Source organism: Ornithinimicrobium faecis, assembly GCF_023923225.1.
GTDB classification, from domain to species: Bacteria; Actinomycetota; Actinomycetes; order Actinomycetales; family Dermatophilaceae; genus Ornithinicoccus; species Ornithinicoccus faecis.
Genome location: NZ_CP099489.1, coordinates 2,164,730 through 2,183,495 on the forward strand (window position 1 = coordinate 2,164,730; position 18,766 = coordinate 2,183,495).

At 69.0% G+C, this 18,766-nt stretch carries 15 protein-coding genes; 10 read left to right on the plus strand and 5 right to left on the minus strand.

Features of this window, described 5'->3' with window-relative positions; all coding sequences use genetic code 11:
• The first annotated feature begins 110 nt into the window (after nt 1–110).
• Complete coding sequence (locus tag NF556_RS10040; protein ID WP_252595489.1) at nt 111–923, plus strand: hypothetical protein; 813 nt, start codon at nt 111–113, stop codon at nt 921–923.
• Nucleotides 924–931: 8 nt separating this feature from the next.
• Here NF556_RS10040 and NF556_RS10045 read toward each other — a convergent pair whose 3' ends face one another.
• The 4 genes from NF556_RS10045 to NF556_RS10060 form a co-directional block, all read right to left on the minus strand.
• Nucleotides 932–1,699, minus strand: coding sequence for an amino acid ABC transporter ATP-binding protein (locus tag NF556_RS10045; RefSeq protein WP_252595490.1), 768 nt, complete (start codon nt 1,697–1,699; stop codon nt 932–934).
• Nucleotides 1,699–2,493, minus strand: a complete 795-nt coding sequence (locus NF556_RS10050; RefSeq protein ID WP_252595491.1) for an amino acid ABC transporter permease — start codon at nt 2,491–2,493, stop codon at nt 1,699–1,701. The genes NF556_RS10045 and NF556_RS10050 overlap by 1 nt, the downstream gene beginning before the upstream one ends.
• A gap of 30 nt (nt 2,494–2,523) precedes the next feature.
• The gene (locus tag NF556_RS10055; protein WP_252595492.1) at nt 2,524–3,438 is read right to left on the minus strand and encodes a transporter substrate-binding domain-containing protein; all 915 of its coding nucleotides are present in this window, start codon (nt 3,436–3,438) and stop codon (nt 2,524–2,526) included.
• 72 nt (nt 3,439–3,510) lie between these two features.
• A complete protein-coding gene (locus NF556_RS10060; protein ID WP_252595493.1) occupies nt 3,511–4,587 on the minus strand; it encodes a DNA polymerase IV in 1,077 nt (358 codons plus the stop codon).
• Nucleotides 4,588–4,756: 169 nt separating this feature from the next.
• On the opposite strand from NF556_RS10060, the gene NF556_RS10065 reads away from it, so the two are divergent.
• The 8 genes from NF556_RS10065 (at nt 4,757) to NF556_RS10100 (ending at nt 16,118) form a co-directional block, all read left to right on the plus strand.
• Nucleotides 4,757–5,959, plus strand: coding sequence for a glycosyltransferase family protein (locus tag NF556_RS10065; protein WP_252595494.1), 1,203 nt, complete (start codon nt 4,757–4,759; stop codon nt 5,957–5,959).
• Entirely contained in the window at nt 5,946–7,199 is a 1,254-nt protein-coding gene (locus NF556_RS10070) for a glycosyltransferase (protein WP_252595495.1), read from the plus strand. The genes NF556_RS10065 and NF556_RS10070 overlap by 14 nt, the downstream gene beginning before the upstream one ends.
• A gap of 14 nt (nt 7,200–7,213) precedes the next feature.
• Nucleotides 7,214–8,458 (plus strand): glycosyltransferase family 4 protein, encoded by a 1,245-nt coding sequence (locus tag NF556_RS10075; RefSeq protein WP_252595496.1) that lies wholly within the window; start codon nt 7,214–7,216, stop codon nt 8,456–8,458.
• Complete coding sequence (locus tag NF556_RS10080) at nt 8,455–10,332, plus strand: ABC transporter ATP-binding protein (RefSeq protein ID WP_252595497.1); 1,878 nt, start codon at nt 8,455–8,457, stop codon at nt 10,330–10,332. Before NF556_RS10075 ends, NF556_RS10080 begins: the two co-directional genes overlap by 4 nt.
• Before the next feature lie 8 nt (nt 10,333–10,340).
• A complete protein-coding gene (locus NF556_RS10085; protein WP_252595498.1) occupies nt 10,341–11,585 on the plus strand; it encodes an aminoglycoside phosphotransferase/kinase family protein in 1,245 nt (414 codons plus the stop codon).
• Nucleotides 11,582–12,703, plus strand: a complete 1,122-nt coding sequence (locus NF556_RS10090) for a phosphotransferase family protein (protein WP_252595499.1) — start codon at nt 11,582–11,584, stop codon at nt 12,701–12,703. The genes NF556_RS10085 and NF556_RS10090 overlap by 4 nt, the downstream gene beginning before the upstream one ends.
• A 68-nt stretch (nt 12,704–12,771) precedes the next feature.
• Nucleotides 12,772–13,389 carry a TetR/AcrR family transcriptional regulator gene (locus NF556_RS10095; protein WP_252595500.1) on the plus strand — a complete coding sequence of 206 codons (618 nt, stop codon included), beginning with the start codon at nt 12,772–12,774 and terminating at the stop codon, nt 13,387–13,389.
• A gap of 98 nt (nt 13,390–13,487) precedes the next feature.
• Nucleotides 13,488–16,118, plus strand: coding sequence for an MMPL family transporter (locus tag NF556_RS10100; protein ID WP_252595501.1), 2,631 nt, complete (start codon nt 13,488–13,490; stop codon nt 16,116–16,118).
• 117 nt (nt 16,119–16,235) lie between these two features.
• Here the strand turns inward: NF556_RS10100 and aztD are convergent, their stop codons facing one another.
• The gene (aztD, locus tag NF556_RS10105; RefSeq protein ID WP_252595502.1) at nt 16,236–17,588 is read right to left on the minus strand and encodes a zinc metallochaperone AztD; all 1,353 of its coding nucleotides are present in this window, start codon (nt 17,586–17,588) and stop codon (nt 16,236–16,238) included.
• Nucleotides 17,589–17,670: 82 nt separating this feature from the next.
• Here aztD and NF556_RS10110 point away from each other — a divergent pair, with 82 nt between their 5' ends.
• Nucleotides 17,671–18,741: a tellurite resistance/C4-dicarboxylate transporter family protein gene (locus tag NF556_RS10110; RefSeq protein ID WP_252595503.1), complete on the plus strand. Its 1,071-nt coding sequence runs from the start codon at nt 17,671–17,673 to the stop codon at nt 18,739–18,741.
• Nucleotides 18,742–18,766 lie beyond the last annotated feature (25 nt).

The window sequence follows — 18,766 nt, forward strand, 5'->3', positions numbered from 1 at the left end:
GACCGACCGCGCGGGGGTGTGCCTACTCTCGGGGCCGGGGTTTCGGCTGCCATCGTCCCCAGCAGGGGTGGGACGTCAGGGGCGCCGCACGAAGGAAGGGACATGCCACCGTGCACAACCTGAGAACCACCACCGCGCGGGCACTCTCGCGCCGCACGCTTGCCGTGACCGGGGCTGGGCTCATCCTGGCCGTGACGGGCTGCTCCGAGCAGAGCCCGGAGGAGGCCGCCGAGCCGCCCGCCTCCACTGTGGGAGGGAGCCAGGCTCCCCAGACCGGTGCACCGGATCCGTTGCCCTCCACCGGCGCGGCGAACCCGTCCGCGGACGAGGGTGCGAGCACCGAGACGACCGAGGACGTCCGGGAGGAGCAGGATGGAGAGGTCACTGGAGAGGGCGAGCAGGGGAGTGCAGTGGCCGGACCAGCGCCGTATGCCGAGGGGCAGGACCCGTGCAAGAACGTTGCGTCAGAGGATCTCGCCGAGGCCGTGGGGCACCCGCTGGGTGAGCGGCTGGAGGAGGGCTCGAACAACGTCGCCGAGCAGCTCGAGGAGTCTGGCGGCGACCTTGCCAACTGCTGGTATCCCCAGAAGGACGGCGATGACGCTGGGCTGTCCATCGCCTGGCTGCGGCTCGGTGTGGACTTCCCGGACGAGATGCCAGAGGACATCCGGGCCGAGCACGAACGGAGCCGCCACGTCAGCTACGCGACCGTGGAGGACGATGTCAAGGAGGTGGCCGTCTCGGGTGTCCCCGAGGCCTACTCCCGGGTGTTCGACTTCTACGACAGCACGCAGGTGAGCGTGTCAGTCCCGTTCGACGACGCGGTGCTGGTCGCCACCCTGGTCGGCGACCAGGGCAGCCTCGACGAGAGCGACATCCCGCGAGTCGTCAGGGCTGCGGAGGTGGCTTTCGCCCAGCCCTGATCGCCGACTCAGAGCACCTTGGACAGGAACGACTGGGTGCGCCGGTGCTGCGGGTTGGTGAGCACCTCTGTGGGGTCACCCTCCTCGACAATGACGCCGCCGTCCATGAAGACCAGTTTGTCGCCGACCTCCCGGGCAAAGCCCATCTCGTGGGTGACGACCATCATCGTCATGCCCTCGTCGGCGAGCCGTCTCATCACGTCGAGCACGTCGCCGACCAACTCGGGGTCCAGCGCCGACGTCGGCTCGTCGAAGAGCATCATGTCGGGATTCATCGACAGGGCCCGGGCGATCGCCACGCGCTGTTGCTGACCACCGGAGAGGTGCGCGGGAAAGGCAGCCTCCTTGTCGGCCAGGCCGACCTTGGCGAGGTTCTCGCGGGCGATCTTCTCGGCCTCCTTGCGGCCGCGGCCCTTCACCCGCTGCTGAGCGATGGTCAGGTTGCGCAGGGCGGACATGTGGGGGAAGAGGTTGAACTGCTGGAAGACCATGCCGATCCGGGAGCGCACCTTGTCTAGCTCGGTGTCGGGGTCGGTGATGTCGATCCCCTCGACCAGGATCTGACCGGAGGTCGGCTCCTCCAGCCGGTTGACACAGCGCAGCAGCGTCGACTTGCCAGAGCCGGAGGGACCGATGACGCACACCACCTCGCCACTGTTGACGTGGAAGTTGATGCCAGTGAGGACCTCGTTGTCACCGAAGCTCTTGTGCAGGTCGCGCACCTCGATGGCTGGGGCACTCGTGTCGATGCCCTGGTGGGGGTTGAGCTGTTCCATCACCGGCTCCTCTTCTGCTTGCGCTCCATCCAGGCCACCAGCTGGGTCAGCGGTAGGGTGATGGCTAGATAGAGCAGGGCGGCAAACATCAGGCTCGTGGCGGTGCCCGCCGAGGGTCCGCTGGCCATGAAGTCGCGGGCCAGGGTGGTCAGCTCCTTCTGATTTGCCGCCAGTCCGACGACGAAGAGCAGTGAGGTGTCCTTGAGCAGGATGACCAGCTCGTTGGTCAGGGGCGGGATCACGATGCGCAGCGCCTGCGGCATCACGATTGAGGCCATCGTCCACGGCGCATTCATGCCGAGGGAGCGCGCCGCCTCGTTCTGTCCCTTGGGCACTGCCTCGATGCCTGCGCGCAGGGTCTCCGCCATGTAGGCGCCGGCCACCAGCATCAGGGCCAGCAGGCCAGCGCCAACGGTGCCACCCGGCGGACGCCAACCGAAGGCGATCGGCACGCCGAGGGCCATGAAGAGGATGACGACCAGCGCGGGGAGCCCGCGGAAGAACTCGATGTAGGCCGTGGCCAGCCACCTGAACGGCGCGATCGGAGCCAGCTTCATCAGCACCAACACCAAAGCCAGCACGAAGCCTCCGACGAAGGCCACGATGGTGTAAAGGATCGTGTTCTTCACCCCGACGAAGACCATGTCCTGCCAGTTGCCGGTGAAGCCCTCGGTGAGGAAGAAGTTGCTCTTGATGGCCGGCCAGTCGGCGACGAGGACGAAAGCGACCACGATCACCACAAAGATCGCATACAGCGAGAGCGTCGTCAGTCGGGTGCGCGCGCTCCGAGTCATGGGTTAACCCTCGTCCTCGTCGTCACTTGATCAGCGGCTCGTGGACTCGGCGTCGTCGGAGGCAGCGTCCTCCGAGAAGTACTGGTCATAGAGCGTGTCGTACTCCCCACTGTCGCGGAGCTCGGTGAGCTGGGCGTTGACTGCCTCGACCAGTGCGTCATTGTCCTTCTTGATCGCCAGACCGTAGGTCTCGTCGGTGTCGTACTCCTCCACGATGGTGAAGTCGCCCTTCTTGGCGTTGTCGACATTGACCGGCAGGTCCTGCAGCGCCGCGTCCACCTGACCGGCGAGGAGCGCCTGATAGATCTCGGCGTTGCTCGGGAAGGCGACCAGCTCGGCACCGGTGGCATTCTCCTTGGCGTAGGCCTCACCCGTGGTGCCCTGCTGCACGGCCACGCGCTTGCCCTCCAGGTCAGCGATGGCTGCGATGTCGGAGTCGGACGGGACCAGCAGGGACTGCAGGGAGTCGTAGTAGCCGTCGCTGAAGGCGAGGTTTTTGGCGCGGTCCTCGGTGATCGTCATCGCAGATGCGACCAGGTCACACTCGCCGGCGTTGAGCGACAGGCCGGATTGGAGGCCGTCGAAGGCAGAGTCCTTGACGGCCAGCTCGACGCCGAGGCCGTCAGCGACGTAGGAGACGATGTCGATGTCGAAGCCGCTGAAGCCGGACTCAGCGGACTCGTCAAAGTCCTCGAAGGGCGGGTAGGGGACGTCGGAGCAGACGGTCAGCGTGCCCTCACTCACGAGATTGAGGGCCGCGGTGTCGACCTCGGCGGAGTCGCCGTCATCGGTCGAGCCGCCGTCGTCGCCGGAGTCGTCGGCACCAGCGTCAGCGTTGTCGCCGGCGCCATCACCTCCAGACGTGTCCTCCTCGGAGCCACAGGCCGAGAGGGACAGAACCAGGCATGCGGCAGCTGTTGCCGCGAACAGGGGTTGAATCTTCATTTCTGCACTGTATTCGGTTGACAGGCCGAATGACAGAACCTTGAAAGGACGGCGTGGTAGGCGCCGCGCCGGTCAGGGAGCTCCGCGGCGCCCCTGCGTCCGGGACGGGTCATAGCCACCCTCGGGCGGCACCATCTCGCCGCGCACACCGAGCAGCCGGATGGGACGGTCGTCCGCGAGCTTGTCGAGCAGTGCCAGGGCCGTCGCAGCGATGACCTGCGGATCGAGGGTGGGTTCGGGCAGTTTGCGGACCCGCGTGAGTGTGAAAAACGGAGCAAAACGCACCTTCAGGTGCACGCGGATGCAGGCCCGTCCCTCGGCGGCCAAATCCGCCACGACCTGGCGGGACAGGCCACCCAGGGCGTCCTCGACCTGAGCTCGCTCGGTGAGGTCGACCTGGAAGGTCACCTCGTGCCCGTGGGCGCGAGCGACCCACGGTGTGTCATCGACGTGGTTGCTGCCTTCTCCGCGGCCGAGGCGCCCCAGGTGCGGCCCGGTCGCGGCGCCGAAGGCGGCCACCAGGTCCTCCTCTGGTGCCTCGGCCAACTGCCGCACCGTCTGTATGCCGAGGCGCGCCAGGCGCGCGCCGATCGCCTTCCCGATGCCCCAGAGAGCAGTGGCCGGACGGTCACCCATCACCTCGAACCAGGTGTCCTGGGTGAGCGAGAAGATGCCTTGCGGCTTGCCGAAGTCGGTTGCGATCTTGGCCCGCACCTTCGTGTCGCCGATGCCGACAGAGCAGTGCAGACCGGTGGCAGCCAGCACCGCGTCGTGGATCGCGCGGGCCGCGACCTGCGGGTCCGCGCTGTCCAGACCGACGAAGGCCTCATCCCACCCGAGCACCTCGACGACGGCACCAGGGACGTCGCGCAGAGTCTGCATGACCTGCTCGGAGGCCGCCTCATAGACCGGGAAGTCCACGGGCAGGAAGACCGCTTCTGGACACCTACGCACGGCGACCTTGAGCGGCATACCTGACCTGATCCCGAACTCCCGGGCCTCATAGGACGCGGTCGACACGACGGCCCGCTCGGTCGGGTCGCCCCGTCCGCCGACCACCACGGGCTGACCGACCAGCTCCGGTCGGCGCAGCAACTCGACGGCCGCCAGGAACTGATCCATGTCGACATGCAGCACCCAGCGGGACATAGACACACCCTCCCGCGAGGTGACCTCCGTCACGACTCGAGGGGAGATCACCCGGAGAACGGTCAGATGAGAGAGCTCTCACCAACTTTTCACGACCGGCTCATGACTGTCCGGTGAACTGTTCTCCATCGCACCGAAGGACGGTGCGGCTCGACCAGGAGGTTGACGGATGATCCGCACCGAGCACCACGACCCGTTCCGGGTCCTGCTCTATTCCCACGACTCCGTGGGCCTGGGGCACATCCGCCGCAACCTCGCGTTGGCCCACACGCTGACCACCGACATCCCGGCTCTCACCGGACGCTCGGTGACCGGCATGCTCCTCACCGGCGTCGGTCACGGTGCCGACCTGGACGTCCCCGAGGGCTTCGATGTCGCGCTGCTGCCGGGCATCCGCAAGGGCAGTGAGGGCTATCAGCCCCGCCACATGCAGGTGCCGATGAATGACCTGATCTGCATCCGCGAGCAGATGGTCCGCGGCGTCGTCAACGGTCTGACCCCCGATCTGATCATCGTCGACCGCCATCCCTACGGAGTTGACGGCGAGTTGCGTGAGACGTTGGCTGAGACCCGTCGGATCCACCCCCAGACCACCATCGTCCTGGGTCTGCGCGAGGTGCTCGATGAGCCTGAGGCCGTGGCCCGCGAGTGGGAGCAGGTCGGTGACCTGGGTGAGCTGCGCGAGATCTTCGACGAGATCTGGGTCTATGGCGACCCGCAGGTCCATGACGTGCGGAGGACCGGCGAGGTCCCCGCTGAGCTGCACGACCTGATCCGCTACACGGGCTATCTCGCGACCGGCCGCCGCTGCGTCCCCGAGACAGACCCGACTGAACTGCCGTATGTGCTGAGCATGGTCGGCGGTGGCAGCGACGGCAAGGAGGTCCTGACCCGGGCCGCCAGCGCCACGGTGCCCGCCGGGCACCGTCACCTGGTTGTCGCGGGACCGCAGATGCCCGCCGAGGACCTGGCCGAGATCCAGCTGGCCGCCGCACCGGGCACCACCGTTGTGGCCTCCGTCCCCGACGGGCTGGCCACCATCCGCCGCGCCAGCGCGCTCGTCGCCATGGCCGGCTACAACACCGTGTGCGAGGCGCTGACGACGGACACGCCCGTGCTGCTCGTGCCTCGCGAGAAGCCCCGTCAGGAGCAGCTCATCCGTGCCCGCGGCCTCAAGCAGGCCGGTGCCGTGGACCTGGAGCGCCTCGATGACCTCACCGCAGGCCGGCTCACCAGCTGGTTCGCCGCTGCCGTGCACCGCACCGCCGTCCGAGACCACCTCGACCTGGCCGGCCTGGCCGGAGTCGCCCACCGCGTCGCTGCCCTGCAGCCTGGCGCCCCCGTCAAGGAGTTCACCCGTGTCGCCGTCTGAGTCCACCCAGCGCGTCGGCTATGTCCTCAAGGTCTATCCGCGGTTCTCCGAGACCTTCGTGGTCACCGAGATCCTCAGCCGCGAGGCCGCCGGTGAGGACCTGGCGATCTTTGCACTGCGCCCCACCACGGACGCCCGCTTCCACCCCGAGATCTCCAAGGTGGCTGCCCCCGTGACCCACCTGCCCAAGCCAGCGAAGTTGACTGACGCCTGGGCCGTGCTGCGTCAGGCCCGCGCGGTGGTGCCCGAACTCGACAACCGGCTCCCCGGCATCCTCCCGCTGTTGACCCAGCTCGAGGCCTCCGAGGCGGTGCAGGGCATCCACCTGGCACTCAGCGCCACCGAGCAGGGCATCACCCACCTGCACGCACACTTCGGCTCGATGGCAGCCCGGGTCGCCCGGGTCGCCAGCGCGATCGCCGACATCCCCTTCTCGGTGACCACCCACGCCAAGGACCTCTTCCATGAGTCCGTGGACCACGACCTGTTGCTGGAGGTGCTGGGCGCCGCCGACCACGTCGTGGCCATCAGCGAGTTCAACCAGCGCTTCCTGCTGGCCCGCTATCCCAGCTTGGCCGACAAGATCGTGCTGATCCGCAACGGTCTGGACCTGGCGAAGTTTGGCTATGACGACCCCGAGCCGCTGACCGGACCCCTCAAGGTCGTCGCCGTCGGTCGCCTGGTGGAGAAGAAGGGCTTCAACCACCTCATCGAGGCCGTGCGTGAACTCGCCGGCACCGCAGGACCCGCCGTCCAGGTGCGCATCGCCGGTGACGGCGAGCTGCGTGCCGACCTGGCGGCCCACCTCGAGGAGGCCGGGCTCGGCGACACCGTCGAGCTGCTCGGCCCCCGTCACCAGGAGGAGATCCGCGACCTGCTGCGCTGGGCCGACGTGATGGCCGCACCGTGCGTGGTCGGTGCCGACGGCAACGCCGACGGCCTGCCCACCGTGCTGCTGGAGGCCATGGCGATGGGCGTGCCCGTCATCGCCAGCGATGTCACTGGCATCCCCGAGGCCGTCCAGGACGGTCGCACCGGTCAGCTGCTCGCGGCCGACCGGCTCACAGCGGGGGACGTGAGCGAGCTGGTCGACGCGCTGGTGCGCGTCGCCGACCCCGACTATCCGCGCGTCGCCATCGCCCGCGCGGCCCGCGAACTGATCGCAGCCGAGTTCGACACAGCGCGCCAGGCGCGCCGACTCGCCGACCGTCAGCAGGGCGCCGCCCTGCTGGCCGGTTGAGAGGAGAGGACCACATGACCCACGTTGCCTACCTGTCCGCAGACCCCGGCGTGCCCGCCTTCGGCACCAAGGGCGCCTCGGTGCACGTCCAGGAGATCATCCGCGCCTTCCGTGACCGCGGTGCGAGCGTGCGGCTCTACACCGCCCGCACCGACGACCACGTGCCCGCCGACCTGACCGATGTGCCGGTCACGCACGTGCCCGTCGACAGCCGGGCCGAGCGCACGGCCGACAAGGAGTTCGACCAGCAGGAGCGCACTGCCCGGCGCGAGCAGCGCCAGGTCGCCGCCGCCCACGAGATGGCCACCCGTGCCATCGCCGACGGCGTCGACATCGCTTACGAGCGCTATTCGCTGTTCTCCACCGCCCTGGCCGAGGTCACCACGACGCTGGGCATCCCCGGCGTGCTCGAGGTGAACGCGCCCCTGATCGACGAGCAGGCCACCCACCGGCACCTGATCGACGCTGCCGGGGCCCTCAGGGCACTGCGCACCCAGGTCGCGGCCGCCGCAGTCGTGGCCTGTGTCTCCGAGCCGGTGGCCCAGTGGGTCCGCGGGCACTGCCCAGAGGCGACCGACAAGATCAAGGTCACGCCCAACGGCGTCAACACCTCCCGCATCGCCCCGACCACCGTCAGCGCCGAGGGCGACCCGATCGTGCTGTTCGTCGGCACGCTCAAGCCCTGGCACGGAGTGGAGGTCCTCCTCGAAGCGGCTGCGCTCGCCCGCGAGCCCTGGCAGTTGCGCATCGTCGGCGACGGACCGCAGGGGCCCGCCCTGACCGAGCAGGCAGAGCGCCTCGGCCTCGACGTGGACTTCCGCGGGGCAGTGGCCCCAGGCGACATCCCGGCCGCCCTGGCCGGAGCTGCCGTCTCGGTCGCGCCCTATCCGGTGTTCGACGGTGGGGCCGACCAATACTTCTCGCCCCTGAAGATCTACGAATACGCCGCCGCCGGCCTGCCGGTCGTGGCCTCCCGTGTCGGGCAGGTGCCCGGCATCGTGGCGGACGGCGAGAACGGTCTGCTGGTCGAGCCGTCTGACCCGGTGGCGCTGGCGGCCGCGATCGACACCCTGGCCGCCGACCCGCAACGGGCCCGTGCCCTGGGGCTGGCCGGTCGCGACATGGTCCTGGCCAGCCACTCCTGGGACAGTGTCCTGGACCAGATCCTGGAGGATGTCGTGATGCCCACCGCGCAGGACCTCACCGCACAGGACTCGACCGCGCAGGACTCGATCGCACAGGACGAGGTGCTCGCGTGACCGCGAAGAAACTGGAGACCAAGCCGACGGCACTGCGCCGCACCCTGGGCCTGGTCCGCCCGCACGTGCGCAGCCACACCCCGATCCTGGCTGGGGGAGCCCTGGCGCTCATCCTCGAGGTCGTCTTCCGGGTGCTCGAGCCGTGGCCGGTCAAGTTCGTCGTCGACGCGGTCACCCGCTCGCTGGGCGCGGACCTCGCGGACTCAGGTCCGCAGGCGAGCTTCCGCCTCCTGCTGGCCTGTGCCCTGGCGACCATCGCCTTGGTCGGGTTCCGCGCCATCTTCAACTATCTGGCGACCATCGCCTTCGCGCTCGGTGGCTCACGCATCGCCACCGAGCTGCGCCAGCGCGTCTTTGCCCACGTCAACACCCTCTCGACGCAATACCACTCGACCTCCCGCTCCGGTGACCTCGTCCAGCGCCTGGTCGGTGACGTGGGGCGGTTGCAGGAGGTCGCCGTCACTGCCGGCATGCCGCTGCTGGTGAATGTCTTCACCCTGTTGGCCATGTCCGGAGTCATGTTCTGGCTCGACCCGATGCTCGCCCTGATCGTGGTGGTCGCAGCGATTCTATTCCTGCTGATGTCTCGCACCAGCACACCCAAGATCACCTCGGCCTCGCGCAAGACCCGCAAGGCCGAGGGCGACCTGGCCAACATCGCCCAGGAGACCGTGGGTGGCATGCGGGTCGTCCAGGCCTATGGACTGGAAGGCGCCCTAGAGGAGAAGTTCGGTGGCCGCAACGCCAAGTCCCTCAAGGACGGCGTGCAGGCCAAGCGGCTCTCCGCTGCCTTGGAGCGGGGCACCGACGTGCTGGTCGGCTGCGCCACGGCCACCGTCCTGATGCTCGGTGGCTATCGCGTGATGCAGGGCGCCATGACACCCGGCGACCTGGTGATCTTCCTGACCTATCTCAAGACGGCCATGAAGCCGTTGCGCGACCTGGCCAAGTACACCGGCCGCATCGCCCGGGCCGCCGCCTCCGGCGAGCGCGTCGCCGACGTGCTCGACCAGGAGCCGGACATCACCAGCCCGGCCGACCCGGTCGACCTGGGCCGGATCCGCGGCGAGGTGCGACTGGAGCGGGTCAGCGCCGGCTATGGCGACGATGCGCCGGTCCTGCAGAGCCTTGACCTGCACATCCCCCAGGGGCAGCGGGTTGCCGTGGTCGGCCCCTCAGGTGCCGGCAAGTCCACGCTCACGGCCCTGGTGACGCGGATGATGGATGTCACCGGTGGTGGCGTGCGGATCGACGGTGTGGATGTGCGCCGTCTCGACGTGCACGACCTGCGCTCCCAGATCGCGGTCGTCCTGCAGGAGTCGGTGCTGTTCACCGGCACCATCGCCGACAACATCCGCTATGGCCAGCTCGGCGCCACGAACGAGCAGGTCGTGCGGGCAGCAGAACTGGCCCGAGCCGACGAGTTCATCCGGCGCATGCCGCAGGGCTATGACACACCGGTCGGTGAGCGTGGCTCCACTCTCTCCGGTGGCCAGCGTCAGCGGATCGCGATCGCTCGTGCCCTGCTGCGGGACGCCTCGATCGTCATCCTCGACGAGGCCACCGCTGGCCTGGACGCCGAGAACGCCGGGGCGGTCCGGGAGGCGATCGATCGCCTCACCCGTGGGCGCACCACCCTCGTGGTCACCCACGACGAGCAGACCGCTCGGGAGTGCGACCGGATTGTCTGGATCGAGGGTGGCGGGGTCCGCTTCGACGGCCCGTCGGACAGCGTGCTGCCCGAGGGCGCCGCCTTCACCGGCTCGTCCGAGCCACGTGCCCAGGGCCAGACCCAGCCGGTGCCGTCGGCACAGACCCAGCCCGTGCCCAAGCCAGAGACCGAGCCCGCGCTGAGCAGCGCGGGCGGGAAGTGAGACGCGCGATGTCCACAGCGGCTCCGCTGACGACGACCCATCGACCCGTGCCGATCAGCGACCGGGCCAGCGCCGACCTGCTGATCGACGCGTCGCGTCTCAGCGAGCTGGTCGGGCGTGAGGTCCGCGCAACTCGACTGCGCTTCAAGCCCGGTCTGTCCACGTCGGCGGTGCTGCTGGATGCGGCGAGTGAGACTGCTCCGCAATGGATTCAGGTCTCGCACGACGCCCACCTCGACAAGCTCCGCAAGGCTCTGGAGAAAGCTCGAGAGCGCGCCCAGCGGGTGCACCTGATCCGCACCGGTGACCTGACGATCGCCCACGGCACCATCGACACGGACCCGCGGCTGCAGAAGGGGTTGGACGGTCTGCGCGAGCTCCATCCATTCGTGAGCGAGGCGGTCACGATGGGTGACTTGCAGGTGTTGCGCTATAACCCGCAGCGCCGCCTGGTGCTGCGGCGTGAAATCGACGGGCGTGACCCCGAGATCATCCGGATCACGGCCCACAAGCAGGCCACGGTGGATCGGTCCCTCGCGGCCTATGATGCTGCTGGCGTGCCGGTCATCCATCCGGACACCTCACGCGCACTGGCTCACAACCAGCGGGTCACGGTCTGGCCGTGGTTCGGTCGGGGCGACCTGTCCAGCCTTCCGACTGAGTCTGGCGTGGAGGTGGCCCCGGCTGCTGGAGCCGCGCTCGCACACCTGCACGGCTCGGCTGTGCCGGGAGACGACGTCCCCGAGCCCGTCTCGGCGCTGCGGGCCATCAGCAACGACCTGAGGGCCATCGACCCTGAGGCGTCCGCCCGGATGGCACAGCTCGTGGCCCGCTTCAGTGACCACCTCGTCGCCAGGGAGTGGGCGAGTGGCCCCCTGCACGGCGATTTCTCGGCCGATCAGGTCCTTGTTGGGCGCGCGGGCGAAGACGTCGTGCGACTCACCGACTTCGACCGGGCGGGGCAGGGAGTGCTCACCGCTGACCTCGGCACGTTCGCCGCCACCGAACTCACCGAGCGAGGCGGCGGCACGCGGTTCGACGGTCTGGACTCGCTGCCACTGACCACCGCCCTGCTGCAGGGGTATGTCGAGGCACAGGTCTGCCCATCCGTCCCGACGGACGAGGCCTCCCTGCGCCCGTGGATGGCCCGGTCCCTGCTGGCGCGCGTGACCGACCCCTTTCGCGGCGCAGATCCCCACTGGTTGGAGAGCATCCACCAGCGGCTGGACCAGATTGAGGAGCTGCTGTCATGACCGACCACCAGATCGTCGAGGCGGACACCGTTGCCCCCGGGCCGGTGCCCGGACAGGTGCAACTCGGGGAGGATCTGCTCACCATCGAGCGGGCCTGGCCCCGAGGACGCCGGGACGGTGCCGAGCTCATGCTGGTCGAGGGTCGCGACGGCGACGGACGGCTGCGGGCGGCGCGCCTGTGGCTGCAGCCCGCAGCCGGACTCAGGTGGCAGGTCAGCAAGGTCCAGGTGGCTCCGGCAGGGATGGACCCGAAGTTGCCCGAACTCGGGGCCGTGTGCGCCGAGGGGACCCTGCTCGTCCACCGCTATGGCCGGCGTGCCGTGGTGCGTCGCCGGGACGACTTCGTGAAAGTGGTGCGCCCGGGTGAGGGGTCCACCGTCGCCGCCGCGGCCCAGCTGGGCCGGGACCTCGCCCTGGCAGCCGGCTTCGACGCGCCGACCGTCGGGGCGATCCGATCCGGCTCGGTGAGCTTTGGCATCCTGCCTGGCCGCAGCCTGCACGAGTTGGGGGGCGTGCTGACCCGCAGCGAGTGGACCCGCTGGTGGGCGATCTTTGCCGAGCGGTGGGCCGCCTTGGCTCAACCGCCGGCAGCAGGTCGGTCCCAGAGCGTCCCAGATCCGCACGGCCCACACGATGAGGTGGCCGTCCTGCGACGTTGGCTGGACTGGGTCACCCGCCTTGAGGCCCTGCCCGCCGACCTGCACGACAGGGTCGCGGAGCGGGTCGAGATCGTCGCCCGAGAACTGGTGGGCACGCCGGCAGAGGAGTTGGTGCTCGCCCACCGCGACCTGCACGACAAGCAGATGCTGGCCGAGGGGGACAGCCTGGGCCTGTTGGATTTCGACACCGTGGCGCTCGCCGAACCCGCCCTCGACCTGGCCAACCTGTGGGTGCATGCCCGGCTGCGGGCCGACCAGGGGGTGTGGTCGAGCGGACACAGCGAGGTGGCGCAGGACGCCGTGCGCGAGGTCGCCTCAACCCTCGGCGTGAGTGGGGAGCGCTTCGCGACCTATGCCGAGGCCACCGCACTGCGGCTGGCCTGCCTCTATGCCTTCCGTCCGCGGCACCGCCAGCTGGCCCTGGACTGGGCCGCGGGGCAGCGGTTCCCCGCGGTGTGATCAGGAACACTCTCTCTGCACTGGGTGCAGATTTGCACTGAGTGCAAAGTGAGTCGTACGGTTTCCTCGTGACCACGCAACCCTCCACCCGGCGCGAGCTCAACAAGGCCCGCACCCGCGAGCGGCTGCTCGAGGCCCTGCGAGCGCAGCTGTCTCGCGGCTCGCTCGAGTCGATGACCGTCGAGGAGGTCGCCGAAGCCGCCGGGGTGTCCCGCCGCACCTTCTTCAACTACTTCACCAGCCTCGAGGCGGCGCTGGCCGAGGGCATGTCGGTCCCGATTGAGGGGATGAGCGAGGCCTTCCGGGCCCGACCTGCCGAGGAAGTCCCCCTGGTGGCGATGGACCAAGCGCTGCAGGTCGCCCCCATCCCGCGCGACCTGTTGTCCTGGATCGCCGCCGTCAAGTGCTCCGGGCTGGAGCGGCACAGCGTCGCCGTCAACGTCTGGGCCTATCACCAGGAATGGTTCGAGGGGCTGCTGCGCGAGCGCCTGCCCCGCGCGAGCGACCTGGCTGTGACCACCCTCGCCGGCACCGTGATGGCCATCTTCGAGGCGGCCGAACGGCACTGGATGCAGACCCCGGTCGACATCGTGGACGACCGCGCGGCCGCCGACTTCAACGACCTCCTGCGCCAGGGACTGCAACTGGCCGCTGCCGGCTGGGTCACCCCGGCCGAGACCACCTGACCGGACCCACCACCCTTGCCGCGGTCGATGAGGACCGGGCCCATCCGCATGCACACTGCACGCCCCGGACTCCGATCCGGACACCGAGAGGAATAACCGTGGCTTCCTTCCTGCACCAACTGGGACGCTGGTGCGCCAACCACCCGTGGCGGACGATCGTCGCCTGGGTCCTGATCATCGCCGCCGCCGGGGGCGCAGCCGCCACCTTGATGAAACCGCTGAGCAACGAGTTCAGCATCCCCGGCTCGCGCTTCGAGCAGGTGCTGGGCGACCTCGAGGAGGCCCTGCCCGCCGCGGCAGGCGCCAGCGGCACCGTCGTGTTCACCTCCGAGGGAGGGTTCACCGACCAGGAGCAGGCTGCTGTCGTCGAGCTGATCACCCAGTGGCAGGCGATCGACGGCGTCACCGCCGCCACCGACCCCTTCGAGACGCAGGCTCAGCTGGACGGCTCGGCTGACCAGATCGCGGAGGGCCGCGAAGGCCTGCAGCAGGGGCGCACCGACCTGGAGGCCGGTTGGGAGGAGCTGCGTACCGGGCAGCAGGAGATCGACAACGGCTGGGAGCAGTATGAGGGCGGCGTGGCCGCCCTGGAGGAGAACCGGGACGCCCTCCCGCCGGAGATGGTCGCTGACGCCGAGGCGCAACTGGCCGAGGCCAAGACCCAGCTCGAGGCCGGCCAGGTTGAGCTGGACGCCGGGCGCGAGGAGCTGGAGCAGGGCGCTGCCGAGCTGACAGCGGGTGAGCAGGAGCTGGCTCTGGGGGAGCGGCTGGCTGCCCTGAGCAGCGGCATGCAGTTTGTCTCCGACGACGGCACGGTCGCGCTGTCCCAGTTGCAGTTCGAGTTCGGCGGAGCCTCGCTCGACCCAGCGGTCACCGCGGAGCTGCAGGAGCTCGGCGGGCAGTTGGAGGGCACCGGAGTCGACATCGAATACTCCCAGGCGATTGTCCAGGACATCTCCAGCGTCGTCGGCGCGACCGAGGCGATCGGCATCGCCGTCGCAGCCGTCGTCCTGCTGGTGATGCTCGGTGGTCTGCTCGCTGCTGGCCTGCCGCTGCTGATGGCGATGGTCGGCGTCGGAGTGGGTGTCGGGGGCGCGATGGCGCTGACCCAGTTTGTCGACATGAACAGCGCCACCCCGGCCCTGGCCCTCATGCTGGGGCTGGCCGTCGGCATCGACTATTCCTTGTTCTTGATCAACCGGCACCGCACGCAGTTGCTGCAGGGCATGGAACTGAAGGCCTCCATCGCACTGGCCACCGGCACCTCCGGCAACGCCGTCGTGTTTGCCGGGCTGACCGTCTTCATCGCCCTGGCCGCCCTGGTGGTCACCGGCATCCCGTTCCTCGGTGTGATGGGTCTGGTCGCCGCAGGCACCGTCCTGGTCGCTGTCCTGCTGGCCATCACCCTGACGCCCGCCCTGCTGTCGCTGATGGGCACCCGGATCCTGGGCCGCCGCCGCGGTGCTGGCAAGCGCACGCAGGTCGCGCCCAGCGATGACCGGGGATGGGCCGCGTGGGTGCAGAAGCGCCCGTGGCTCGCGGTCCTCGGGGTGCTCGTCGTCGTCGGCGCCCTGGCCTTCCCGGCCCTGGACATCCGGCTGGGCCTGCCCGACGGCTCCTCCGAACCAGAAGACTCGACCGCTTATGCGGCCTATGACCTCACCCGTGAGCACTTCGGCGCCGGCTCCAACGGCCCGATCATCGCCGTCGCCACGATGGACGAGCCGGTCGAGGACACGGAGCAGGCGCTGATGACCGCGCAGGTGGACCTGGGCGAGGACCTCTCCCATGTCCCCGGCGCCGAGAACGTCGTGCCGATCGGCATCAGCGACGACCGCTCCACACTGGTCTTCCAGATCGTCCCCGAGGGCGGCCCGGCGGACGAGGTGACGGTCGACCTGGTCCACAACCTCGACTCCTCAGCCGGGCAGATCGGTGAGGCCAACGGCGCCGAGCTGGGCTTCACCGGCCAGACCGTGGCCAACATCGACATCTCCGAACAGCTCGGCGACGCCCTGCCGCTCTATCTGCTGGTGGTCGTCGGACTCTCGCTGGTGCTGCTGCTCCTGGTCTTCCGCTCGCTGCTGGTGCCGCTGCTGGCCACCGGAGGCTTCTTGCTGTCCGTGGCCGCCGCCTTCGGCGCCGTCGTCGCGGTCTATCAGTGGGGCTTTGGCAGCGCGTTCTTCGGAGTCCACGAGCCCGGCCCGATCCTGAGCTTCCTGCCGATCTTGTTGATCGGTGTGCTCTTCGGCCTGGCGATGGACTATCAGGTCTTCCTGGTCTCGGCGATGCGCGAGGCCCATGTGCACGGCGAGAGTGCAGCGCGCGCGGTGGTCAGCGGCTTCAACCACAGCGCCCGGGTGGTCACCGCTGCTGCGATCATCATGATCTCGGTCTTCGGCGGGTTCGTCTTCGCGCACCTGGCGATGGTCCGACCCATCGGTCTCGGCCTGGCGATCGGCGTGCTGATCGACGCCTTCCTGGTGCGCATGACGCTCACGCCGGCCGTGCTCTCCCTGATGGGCGAGAAGGCGTGGTATCTCCCGCGCTGGCTCGACCGGATCCTGCCCGAGATGGACGTCGAGGGCGCCAAGCTGGAGCGCTCACTCGGTGTGGACACCTATGACGACGGTGACCCGGACGTGACCCCCGATGCTGACGCGACCGAGAGCGCCCGGCCCGGCGCCGACTGGCCCGACGCAGACCAGGAGACGGTCAGCACCCGCTGAGCCCACGGCATACAGCACGGCTGTGCCCTGCCCCGAACTCCGGGGCAGGGCACAACTCGTCCGGCACGGGGAGCGGGTCCTGGCTGAGGGGACCGGTCCGCGCCGGCGGCTTGTGGGTCAGCCCGTGACGGAGCTGAGCTCGTTGGGGACCACGGGCAGGGTGGCCGTGTCGATCACGGCCTGCTCGGCGAGGTCCACGACGTGCAGCTCCTGGCTGGCTGGGTCCGTGACATAGGCGAACTGGCCGCGCGTGTGCAGGGTCGGGCGCGGCTGCTGCCAGTCGACCGGCTCCTCCCAGGCGGCCACCACCTCGATCTGCGCGGTCACCTCACCGGTGGCCGGGTTCAGGGACCGGAGTATGCCGTCAGTCCCCAGGACGAGGGCCGCACCCTCAGGTCCGCGGGCCAGCGAGCGAAAGCTGTAACTGGCCGGCAGGTCCACGACCTGGGAGGTCCCTTCGGCCGTGTCGATCAGCACCACCTGGGTGGGTCGCTCCAACTCGGCGTCGGGGTCGGTCTTGTAGTCACCCAGGACGTAGGGGCTCTCCTCGTGACCGGCCAGGTTGCCGGATCGGGCAAAGTCTGCCTCGGCCTGGACCTTGACGAACTCACCGTCTCGATAGAGCAGCACCCCGTCCTCACACCCGAGGGCGATCACCTCTCCTGCCGCCACGGTCTCACCGTGCACGCCCGGGCACTCCTCGCTGCGGGCGATCTCCTCGCCGTCGGCGTCCTGCACCAGGGCGCCGCTGCGCTCTTCCTCGGTGCCCAGAGTCAGCAGAGTTGAGCCGTCCTCGAGTCGCACGGCGACGCCGTGGTGGGCCTGGGCCGCACTCAGTTGCTCGGTCTCCGGCAGCGCCGTGGGCGCGAGGTCGTCACTGGCGAAGGTCTGGATCTCGCCGGTGCCGTCGGCGAAGAGCACCGTCGTGTCACCGTGCGTCACCACGTGACCCGGGTGGTCAGCCGGGAAGACGAGGTCGGTCAGCAGGGGATCGGTGGTGTAGGAGTGGTCGTGGTTGCCGTGCGGCTCGCTCCATGTGCCGGCATCGAGTGCCCGGAAGCCCTGGCTGTCGGTGAGCAGGAAGTGCCGTCCATCGCCGGCCGGGTTGAGCCGGAGGAAGCCCGCTGCGGGGAGGTCAGCTTCGACCTCCAGCGTGTAGGCGTCCAGGACCAGCACGCCGCCGTCGTAGGTCACGCCCAGCCGGGGCGCGGGTCCAGCTGACTCGGTGGTCGGGCGCGCGTCGTCCGTGTCGTGGGCTTCAGGGGCGTGGTCGTGGTCGTGGTCGTCGTGGTCGTCGTCGTGGTGGTCGCCTGGATCGCTCTCAGCGTCGTGGTCGTCAGGGGGGAGGCTCACGGCTCCCTGGTCGCCCTCCAGTGGTGGGTCCGCGTCGGCGGTGCAACCGGCCACTGCCAGGAACAGTCCGGTGCCGGCGAGCACAGAGAGAATGCTGGTGCGTCTGGTGTGGTTCATAGTGAGAATCATTATCACAACGAGAATGGTTCTCAACAACCTCACTGGTCAGAGAGTCGGCACCACGACTACGGTCTGGGGTGTGGCCACCCGACTCGCGCACCGCTTTGATGTCGCCGTTAAGGGCCTGACGCCTGGCTACTTCGCCCTGGTGATGGCCAGCGGCATCGTGTCGGTGGGGCTGTCTCTGGAGGGCTTTGAGCTGCTGTCCCGGGTCCTGCTGGGTGTGTGTGTGGCAGCCTTCCTGGTCCTGGGCGGGCTGACGATCCTGCGCTTCCTCCGCTTCCGGCACGCCATGGCCGAGGACTTCCTGGACCCCAAACGGGCCTTCGGCTATTTCACCTACGTCGCCGGCACCAACGTCCTCGGAGTGCGGCTGTTCATGGAGGGCTATCACACGATCACGGCCGTCTTCCTGGCACTGACGGCGCTGGCTTGGGCCGTTCTGGGCTATGTCGTGCCCTGGACGGCGGTGCTGGGCCAGGTGGCCCGACCGGTGGTGGCCAATGCCAATGGCACGTGGTTCATCTGGGTGGTCGCGAGCCAGTCCGTGGCAGTTGCCGCGGCGACGCTGGAGCCGGTGAGTGCGACCACCACTCAGGGGTTGTCGGTGCTGGCGGTCGTGGCCTGGTCCGTCGGGGTTTTCCTCTATGCCGCGGCCGGCATGATCGTCGCGTTGCGCATGCTCCTCTATGAGTTGCGCCCCGAGGATCTGAACCCGCCCTACTGGGTGGCGATGGGGGCGTGTGCGATCACGGTGCTGGCCGGTGCTCGCATCGTGGAGATGGCGGCCTCACCCATGGTCGACGCCACGCGTGGGTTGGTGGCGGGACTGTCGGTCATGTTCTGGGCCTTTGCGACCTGGCTCATCCCGGTCCTGTTCGCTGTGGGGCTGTGGCGGCACTGGCTCCACCGCGTCCCGCTGCAATATGAGGCGACGCTGTGGAGCATGGTCTTCCCGCTGGGGATGTATGCCGTGGCGGGCATCTATCTGGGTCAGGCCGACGAGCTCCCGCTGGTCGGGTGGATCGGCCGGGTCGAGCTGTGGTTGGCCTTCGGCGTGCTGCTGATCGTGCTGCTCGCGATGCTCCGGCACGTGCTCGTCACGGTCTTCCTCTCGCCGCGGGCAGCCAAGACCTCACGTGGTGGATAAATCCCTTGTCCCGAGCGACGTTGCC

Bases quoted from the DNA above. Each gene is read 5' to 3' on its own strand.
- NF556_RS10045 (WP_252595490.1), bottom strand. From the start codon at position 1,699: ATGGAACAGCTCAACCCCCACCAGGGCATCGACACGAGTGCCCCAGCC.
- NF556_RS10050 (WP_252595491.1), bottom strand. From the start codon at position 2,493: ATGACTCGGAGCGCGCGCACCCGACTGACGACGCTCTCGCTGTATGCG.
- NF556_RS10055 (WP_252595492.1), bottom strand. From the start codon at position 3,438: ATGAAGATTCAACCCCTGTTCGCGGCAACAGCTGCCGCATGCCTGGTT.
- NF556_RS10060 (WP_252595493.1), bottom strand. From the start codon at position 4,587: ATGTCCCGCTGGGTGCTGCATGTCGACATGGATCAGTTCCTGGCGGCC.
- NF556_RS10065 (WP_252595494.1), top strand. From the start codon at position 4,757: ATGATCCGCACCGAGCACCACGACCCGTTCCGGGTCCTGCTCTATTCC.
- NF556_RS10075 (WP_252595496.1), top strand. From the start codon at position 7,214: ATGACCCACGTTGCCTACCTGTCCGCAGACCCCGGCGTGCCCGCCTTC.
- NF556_RS10085 (WP_252595498.1), top strand. From the start codon at position 10,341: ATGTCCACAGCGGCTCCGCTGACGACGACCCATCGACCCGTGCCGATC.
- NF556_RS10090 (WP_252595499.1), top strand. From the start codon at position 11,582: ATGACCGACCACCAGATCGTCGAGGCGGACACCGTTGCCCCCGGGCCG.
- aztD (WP_252595502.1), bottom strand. From the start codon at position 17,588: ATGAACCACACCAGACGCACCAGCATTCTCTCTGTGCTCGCCGGCACC.